The sequence below is a fragment of the Mycobacterium sp. genome (assembly GCF_035603715.1).
Taxonomy (GTDB): domain Bacteria; phylum Actinomycetota; class Actinomycetes; order Mycobacteriales; family Mycobacteriaceae; genus Mycobacterium.
In genome coordinates this window covers 1-7,325 of the sequence record NZ_DATNJW010000012.1, presented here as the reverse complement: position 1 = coordinate 7,325, position 7,325 = coordinate 1, and the positions used below count along the sequence as shown (strand labels likewise).

Sequence of the window (7,325 nt, the reverse complement as noted above, 5' to 3'; positions counted from 1 at the left end):
ATACGCGATGGGCGCCGTTGTGCTGGTGGTGTCGGTGATTGCGATCGGCGCGCTGCTGCCGTGGACGCGGCCGATGTTCATGAACCATCGCTACGCGACGATCTCCGGGGCGCTGATCGCCTCGATGCTGATCATTCCGCTGCAAACGGTCATCCCCGAGGAGCTGGCGTTCCGCGGTGTGCTGCACGGCGCGTTGAATCGGGCGTGGGGGTTCCGCGGCGTTGCGTTCGCGGGTTCGCTGTTATTCGGTCTGTGGCACATCGCCACGTCGCTGGGTTTGACGACCAGCAACGTCGGCTTTACCCGGCTGCTCGGCGGCGGAGTCGTCGGGATGCTGGCCGGGGTTTTGCTGGCGGTCGTCGCGACCGCGGCAGCCGGGTTCGTGTTCAGTTGGCTACGACGACGCAGCGGCAGCCTGCTGGCACCGATCGCGCTGCACTGGTCGCTGAACGGGGCGGGGGCTCTGGCTGCCGCACTGGTGTGGCACCTGTCGGGCTGACGCGTCGCTACACGAGCAAGACGGCCGCGCCAGAGATTCGGCCTGCGCTGAGATCCGAGAGCGCCCGATCCGCTTGATCGAGGCGGTATTCCGGCGTGGTCACCGTGATGTGGTGTTCGCCGACGAAGTCCAGGAATGCCCGCGCATCGGCGCGGGTATTGGACGTCACCGAGCGCATCTGGCGCTCTTGGAACAAGTGGCGCTGATAGTTGAGCGCGGGGATATCGCTCAGGTGAATTCCAGCGATCGCCAGCGTGCCACCGCGATCCAGCGCTTCCAGCGCCGGCAGCACCAGCTCGCCGACCGGGGCGAACAGGATCGCGGCGTCGAGGGGTACCGGTGGCGGATCAGCGGCCCCCTGCGCGGATGCGGCGCCCAATCCCAGGGCCAATTGCTGGGCTGCGACGCCGCGCGTCATCACGTGCACCTCGGCGCCCTGAGCCAGCGCGACCTGCGCGGTGATGTGCGCACTGCCGCCAAACCCGTACAGCCCCAACCGGCCCCCGGACGGGAGCGCGGCCCGCTGCAGCGACCGATAGCCGATGATGCCGGCGCACAGCAGCGGCGCCAGCTCACTGTCGCTGTAGCCGCTTGGCAAACGATGGGCGAAAGCCGCAGGGACCGTTGCGAATTCAGCGTAGCCGCCGTCGCTATCCCAACCGGTGTAGCGGGAATTCGGGCACAAGTTCTCGTCGCCGCGTCGGCAGTACGCGCATACGCCGCAGGTGTACCGTAGCCACGCTATTCCGACCCGGTCGCCGACATTGAACTCGTCACCGGCGTCAGCGCCGACCTCGACGACCTCGCCGACCACCTCGTGTCCGGGCGTTACCTGTTCCCGGTGCACGGGAAGATCGCCCTCGGTGACGTGTAGATCGGTCCGGCACACACCGCATGCACGCACGGCAACTAGGAGTTCGGACGGCCCGGGCCGTGGCACCGGCGCGCTGACGTATTCCAGCGGCTCGGTGTCCATCGGACCCGGCCGACGCACCCGCCACGCATGCATGGCCGCGGAGGTCATTGCTACCGCTAATTGCTAGGGCTGCAACGGGTTAGCGTCTTGCAGCGCCACGCAGTAGCCGCACGACGAATAGCAGAATGACGGCCCCGAGCAGCGCGGTGAAGAAGGTGAACCATCGGCGCCCTTGCTCGACGTCGACGTGAAGCCAGCTGAGCAGCGTTCCACCGATGTAGCCGCCGATTACGCCGACGACGATGTCGATCAGAATGCCGGAGCCACCGCCTCGGACGATCTTGCTCGCGAGCCAGCCGGCGATGCCGCCGATGATGATGTAGGCGAGCCAGCTGACGGCGGTCGGTGTGGACAATGCGAGATATTGAGTAGCGGCAATCCCGTTCATCGAATCTCCTTGCTGTCGCGGTAAAGCCCGTTGCTGGACCGTTGCGCTAATCAGTTCAGCGTAATCAGGTGAACGGGCCGCCGGACACGTTCCCGATCAACCTTTTTCAAACGGGTGGCGGCGTTGGGAGCAGAGAGTCGCCCGACGAAATCTTAGGTAGAGACCGGTGCCGGTGCCGGCGCCGGGCCGTTCCCACCGGCGGGCTGTCCGGGTGTCGGTGGCGCCGCCGGCGCCGGTGCTCCCGGAGCTGGTGCCGGGGCCGGTGCCCCTGGGGCGGGAGCCGGGGCGGGGGCGCCCGGAGCGGGAGCCGGGGCCGGTGCCCCTGGGGCGGGACCCGGAGCCGGTGCGCCCGGGGCGGGCGCTGGTGCAGCCGGGGGCGCCAGCAGTGGAAGGACGGACTCGGCCAGTGTCTTGGCTCCCGCCTTGTCCACCGGGTCGTTCCCAGTGCCCAGCCACACCACGAACCAGCGTTGGTTCGCCGCGGCCGGCGGGACGTTCGGCCCCGAAGGGCCAACCACTCCGGCCCAGATCTGGCCGTTCGGTTTGCTGGCGTCGCTGAACTTCACCTCGTAGTACGACGCACCCCCGGACATTCCCTTGCCGGCGAGGGGGATGGTCTCCTGATTGACCCGCGTGCCCGGGTACGGCATGAAGAACTCGCCCATGTCCGACGCCAGCCGGGTGGCGGCCTTGGTGTTATCGGGCTCAGCGCTGGCGTACAGCTTCTGATCCAACTTCCCGAGCACGACGCGGGTGTCGTTGGCGACTGGTGGCGGCTGACCCGCGGTCGGCGCCCCGGCGATCTTGCTGAGCAGCGCCGAGCCGTAGTCGAGGTGAGTGGCATCGGATTCCACCCATCCCGCGGGCAGGACGAAGCTGAACGCGCCAACCTGGTTGTCGATCCGTCCGGCATTCGGGTCGACCGGCGGTGGCGCGGGAGCATTGGGATCGGCCGCGGGCGGCGCCGCGACCGGGTCGGCCGCCGGAGGCGCCGCGGCGGGGCCGGCCGGACCCGGGGCGGCATCTGGTGCGGCGGGCGGATTGGCCGGAGCAGGTGCCGGCGGGTTGCCCGGCGCGGGCGCCACCGGGGTCGCCGGGGCCGGCGGCGGCGGAGGCACCGGGTCAGCGCTGGCGGCAATCGGCAGCGCGAACGTGATCGCTGCGGCACCCCCGAGGACCGCGGTTGCACGCGTCATCCAGCGGTTTTTGGGCCGTGTCGAGTTTCGGTCCACCTGATCCATGAGCAAAAAACCTACCGTGTTACACCCGTGACGCAAGTGTGAATTGCTGAGGATGGGATCAATTTCTTGTCTGCTGGGAGCACACGATCCGACGCAAAAACGCAGCTCACCGCCTCCGCAGTGTGTTCGTGGCGATGACCCGCTGTCTGGGGTGCAGTCGGGCGCGTCATCACGACCGCCGTTTTGCCCGCTCAGGGACTCGCGAAGCCGGCCTGGGTCAACACCCGTTGGCCCGTCGCGCCGGTCACCAGGTCGACGAACTTCTGTGCCAGCGCCGGCTGCGACGCATGCTTGAGAATGGCGATCGGATAGATGTTCACTGCTTCGTTCGACTCGGGAAACTGGACCGCGGTGACTTTGTCACCGGCCTTGTGCGCGTCGGTGAGGTAGACCAACCCGGCGTCAGCGTCGCCGTTGGTGACTTTTCCCAGCACGCCAGACGACACCGACTCCTCGCTGACCGGGTTGAGATGCACTCCGGTGTTGTCCTCGATGCGTTGCGCGGCGGATCCACAGGCCGCTGATGCCTGGCATACCGCGACGCGAAGGTCGGGCTTGGCGAGATCGGCGAACGACCGGATCTGCTTCGGGTCGCCCGGCGCGGTGACGATCACCAGCGTGTTCGACGCGAAGTTGATCGGATCGCTGCTCGTCAGGTCGGCCTTGACCACGGTGTCCATCTGGGCGCTGTCCGCTGAGGCGAACACGTCGGCGCTGGCACCTTGGCTTAGCTTGTTCGCGAGTTCCGACGAGGTCGCGAAATTGAAATCGATTGTGGCGCCCGGGTTGTCGGTTTGGAACTTTCCGGCCAGCAGAGTGAACGCGGGCTTGAGCAAGGTGGCAGCGAACACGACGATCGAATGGGCTGACGATGTGGATGCCGTCGTGGACGGCGGTGTCTTCTGCCCGCAGCCGCTCAGGAGGGCCACCAGTGCCAGCGACAGCAAGCCCGCCGACCATGCTCGCGCGGTGCTGAGCCGGACGGTCACGCTGCCCAGCGTTGTCCAAACAGTGACCGTGCCGTGCCGGATTCGGAGTTTCATATCTAGCTACCGTCCAGTAACATAAGGAAACGTTAATGCCATACACGCCCTGAAATCCCAGGGGCCGGCGTTGCGGTGTGCCACCATCGAAGCATCGGAGGACCGTTGCTCCAGGCGGAAGCCGCGGTGCTCTTTACGGGCCGGCACCTGGATTCAATGGCGAATATGAGGAGGTCATGGCGGTGGAGGTACTGGTTACCGGCGGCGACACGGAATTGGGTCGTGCCGTTGCTGAGGGGTTCCACAACGAGGGCCACACGATCACCCTGCTGGGCGCGCGCCGCGATGACCTCGAGGTAGCCGCCAAGGAGATCGAAGCGGACGCGATCGTCTGCGACAACACCGACCCCGCCGCGCTGGCCGAGGTCCGACACCTCTTCCCCCACCACTTGGACACCATCGTCAACATCCCGGCGCCTCGCTGGAGCTCCGGTGACCCGCGCGCTTACTCGCTGTCGGATCTCGCCGCCGCCTGGCGCAACTCCCTGGACGACACCATGCTGTCGGCCGTGCTGACACTCCAGACGGTGGGCGATCACCTCCGCTCCGGCGGGTCGATCATCAGCGTCGTGCCGGAGAGCGCCCGCCCGGGTAGCGCCGAGGCCGCGGTCAAGGCTGCCCTCGCGAGCTGGGTCGCCGGTCAGGCGACCGTCTTCGGCACTCGCGGTATCACGGTCAACGCCGTGGCCGCTGGGCGCGGCGCGCAGCCCGGCTACGAAGGGTTGTCCCGCACGCCGCCGCCGGTTGCCGCCGAGATCGCCAGGATGTCGCTGTTCCTCACCACCGGCGCTGCCCGCCACATCACGGGTCAGATGCTGCACGTCAGCCACGGGGCGCTGACGCAGTTCGCCTAGCGCGTAATTCGCGGGAGCGACCTTCGCTGCTGAGTGCGGGTCACTAGGGTGGATTTCGTGACTATTCGTCTTGGCTTTCAAATCCCCAACTTCTCCTACGGGACCGGCGTCGAGCAGCTCTTCCCGACCGTAATCGCGCAGGCTCGCGAGGCCGAATCAGCGGGATTTGACTCGGTTTTCGTGATGGACCACTTCTACCAACTCCCGATGCTCGGCTCCCCCGACCAGCCGATGCTCGAGTCCTACACGGCCCTCGGCGCGCTGGCAACGGCGACCGAGCGAGTTCAGCTGGGCACTTTGGTGACTGGCAACACCTACCGCAACCCCACGCTGCTGGCCAAGGTCATCACCACCCTCGACGTGGTCAGCGCGGGCCGGGCGATTCTCGGCATCGGCACAGGCTGGTTCGAGCTCGAACACGACGAGCTGGGCTACGAATTCGGCACCTTCACCGATCGGTTCAACCGTCTTGACGAGGCACTCCAGATCATCCTGCCGATGTTGAAAGGTGAACGACCGACCTTTTCCGGTAAGTGGTACCGCGCCGAAAACGCACTGGCCAATCCGCGCTATCGCGATCACATTCCGCTGATGATCGGCGGCAGCGGCGAGAAGAAGACAATCCCGCTGGCCGCTCGGCACTTCGACCATCTGAACGTGATCGCCGGATTCGATGAACTGGTAGGCAAGGTCAAAGTTGTACGGGAGCGCTGCGAGGAAATCGGCCGCGACCCCGCAACGCTGGAGACGAGCATGTTGCTGACCGTACTGCTCGACGACAACGTGAAGGCGGACCAGATCCCCGCGGAGATGAGTGGGCGCATGCTGGCCGGAAGCGCCGACTCCATCGCCGAGCAGGTTCAGGCCAAGGTGCTGGACGCCGGAATCGACGGCGTGATCATCAACATGCCGTTCTACACCCCTGGTGTCGTCACCGCCGTCGGCGATGCGTTACGTCCGCTGGTGGGGCTCTGATCCGGTAGCGAGGCGCGTCACGTCTGACGTTGCAGGTGTGGGCGATCACACCCGCTAACGTCGATAATTGCAGGTCCGGGTGACTATCGTGGAGGTGCACGCAGTCGCCGCTGAGGAGCACTTACGCCATGAACGCCCAGCCCGGAGCTTCCGGACTCAATCGTCGACACCGGGTTGTAGTCATAGGATCCGGTTTCGGTGGTTTGAACGCGGTCAAGAAGCTGAAAAGGGCCGACGTCGACATCAAGTTGATCGCTCGTACCACCCATCACCTGTTCCAGCCGATGCTCTACCAAGTGGCGACCGGCATCGTTGCCGAAGGCGCGATCGCTCCTCCAACGCGGATGATCCTGCGGGGTCAGCACAACGCTCAGGTTCTGCTCGGCGACGTCACGCACATTGACTTGAAGGGCAAGTTCGTCGTCTCGGAGTTACTCGGGCACAGCTACGAAACTCCTTTTGACAGCTTGATTATCGCTGCCGGGGCCGGCCAGTCTTACTTCGGCAACGACCACTTCGCCGAATTCGCGCCCGGCATGAAGTCCATCGACGACGCCCTGGAATTGCGTGGTCGCATCATGAGCGCGTTCGAAGCGGCCGAGCGGTCGAATGATCCGGAGCGCAGGCAGAAGCTCCTGACGTTCACTGTCGTGGGTGCGGGACCGACCGGCGTGGAAATGGCCGGCCAGATCGCCGAACTCGCGGACTTCACCCTCAAAGGCGCGTACCGCCACATCGATTCGACGAAAGCGCGCGTGATTCTGCTCGACGCGGCTCCCGCCGTCCTGCCCCCGATGGGTGAGAACCTCGGCAAGAAGGCTGCCGCACGGCTGGAGAAGATGGGCGTCGAAATTCAGCTCGATGCCATGGTCACCGACGTTGACCGCGACGGCATCACGGTCAAGGACTCCGACGGCACCACCCGCCGCATCGAGTCGGCTTGCAAGGTGTGGTCCGCGGGAGTCTCCGCCAGCCCGCTGGGCCGCGACCTTGCCCGCCAATCGGGCGTCGAACTCGACCGCGCGGGCCGGGTCAAGGTGTTGTCCGACCTGTCAATTCCTGGCTACCCCAACGTGTTTGTGGTTGGTGACATGGCCGCGGTCGACGGGGTGCCCGGGGTTGCGCAGGGCGCCATCCAGGGCGGCAAGTACGCCGCGGGCACGATCAAGGCCGAGTTGGCCGGCGCCGACCCTGCGCAGCGCGAGCCGTTCCAGTACTTCGACAAGGGGTCGATGGCCGCGGTTTCGCGGTACTACGCGGTGGTGAAAATCGGTCCGCTCGAGTTCGGTGGCATCATCGGCTGGTTCGCCTGGCTGCTGCTGCACTTGGTCTATCTGATCGGGTTCAAG

Annotated in this window: 8 protein-coding genes; 4 read left to right on the top strand and 4 right to left on the bottom strand. The window is 66.0% G+C overall.

Annotation, left to right across the window (positions count from 1 at the left end):
* A partial coding sequence (locus VN856_RS00365; RefSeq protein WP_325685151.1) for a CPBP family intramembrane glutamic endopeptidase occupies positions 1–499 on the top strand: 499 nt, incomplete at its 5' end.
* A 7-nt stretch (positions 500–506) separates the two neighbouring features.
* Here the strand turns inward: VN856_RS00365 and VN856_RS00360 are convergent.
* The 4 genes from VN856_RS00360 to modA form a co-directional block, all read right to left on the bottom strand.
* Positions 507–1,523 (bottom strand): zinc-binding alcohol dehydrogenase family protein, encoded by a 1,017-nt coding sequence (locus tag VN856_RS00360; protein ID WP_325685150.1) that lies wholly within the window; start codon positions 1,521–1,523, stop codon positions 507–509.
* Between the two features lie 31 nt (positions 1,524–1,554).
* On the bottom strand, positions 1,555–1,863 hold the full coding sequence (locus VN856_RS00355) for a GlsB/YeaQ/YmgE family stress response membrane protein (RefSeq protein WP_325685149.1): 309 nt from the start codon (positions 1,861–1,863) through the stop codon (positions 1,555–1,557).
* A gap of 152 nt (positions 1,864–2,015) precedes the next feature.
* Complete coding sequence (locus VN856_RS00350; protein ID WP_325685148.1) at positions 2,016–3,104, bottom strand: APA family fibronectin-binding glycoprotein; 1,089 nt, start codon at positions 3,102–3,104, stop codon at positions 2,016–2,018.
* A gap of 191 nt (positions 3,105–3,295) precedes the next feature.
* Positions 3,296–4,147, bottom strand: a complete 852-nt coding sequence (gene modA / locus VN856_RS00345; protein WP_325685147.1) for a molybdate ABC transporter substrate-binding protein — start codon at positions 4,145–4,147, stop codon at positions 3,296–3,298.
* A 176-nt stretch (positions 4,148–4,323) separates the two neighbouring features.
* On the opposite strand from modA, the gene VN856_RS00340 reads away from it, so the two are divergent.
* The 3 genes from VN856_RS00340 to VN856_RS00330 all read left to right on the top strand — a co-directional run.
* The gene (locus VN856_RS00340) at positions 4,324–5,001 is read left to right on the top strand and encodes an SDR family oxidoreductase (protein WP_325685146.1); all 678 of its coding nucleotides are present in this window, start codon (positions 4,324–4,326) and stop codon (positions 4,999–5,001) included.
* 57 nt (positions 5,002–5,058) lie between these two features.
* On the top strand, positions 5,059–5,976 hold the full coding sequence (locus VN856_RS00335) for an LLM class F420-dependent oxidoreductase (protein WP_325685145.1): 918 nt from the start codon (positions 5,059–5,061) through the stop codon (positions 5,974–5,976).
* A gap of 128 nt (positions 5,977–6,104) precedes the next feature.
* A partial coding sequence (locus VN856_RS00330) for an NAD(P)/FAD-dependent oxidoreductase (RefSeq protein WP_325685144.1) occupies positions 6,105–7,325 on the top strand: 1,221 nt, incomplete at its 3' end.

Coding starts and splice junctions, on each gene's coding strand:
- VN856_RS00350 (WP_325685148.1), bottom strand. CDS start 3,104: ATGGATCAGGTGGACCGAAACTCGACACGGCCCAAAAACCGCTGGATG.
- VN856_RS00360 (WP_325685150.1), bottom strand. CDS start 1,523: ATGACCTCCGCGGCCATGCATGCGTGGCGGGTGCGTCGGCCGGGTCCG.
- VN856_RS00340 (WP_325685146.1), top strand. CDS start 4,324: ATGGCGGTGGAGGTACTGGTTACCGGCGGCGACACGGAATTGGGTCGT.
- modA (WP_325685147.1), bottom strand. CDS start 4,147: ATGAAACTCCGAATCCGGCACGGCACGGTCACTGTTTGGACAACGCTG.
- VN856_RS00355 (WP_325685149.1), bottom strand. CDS start 1,863: ATGAACGGGATTGCCGCTACTCAATATCTCGCATTGTCCACACCGACC.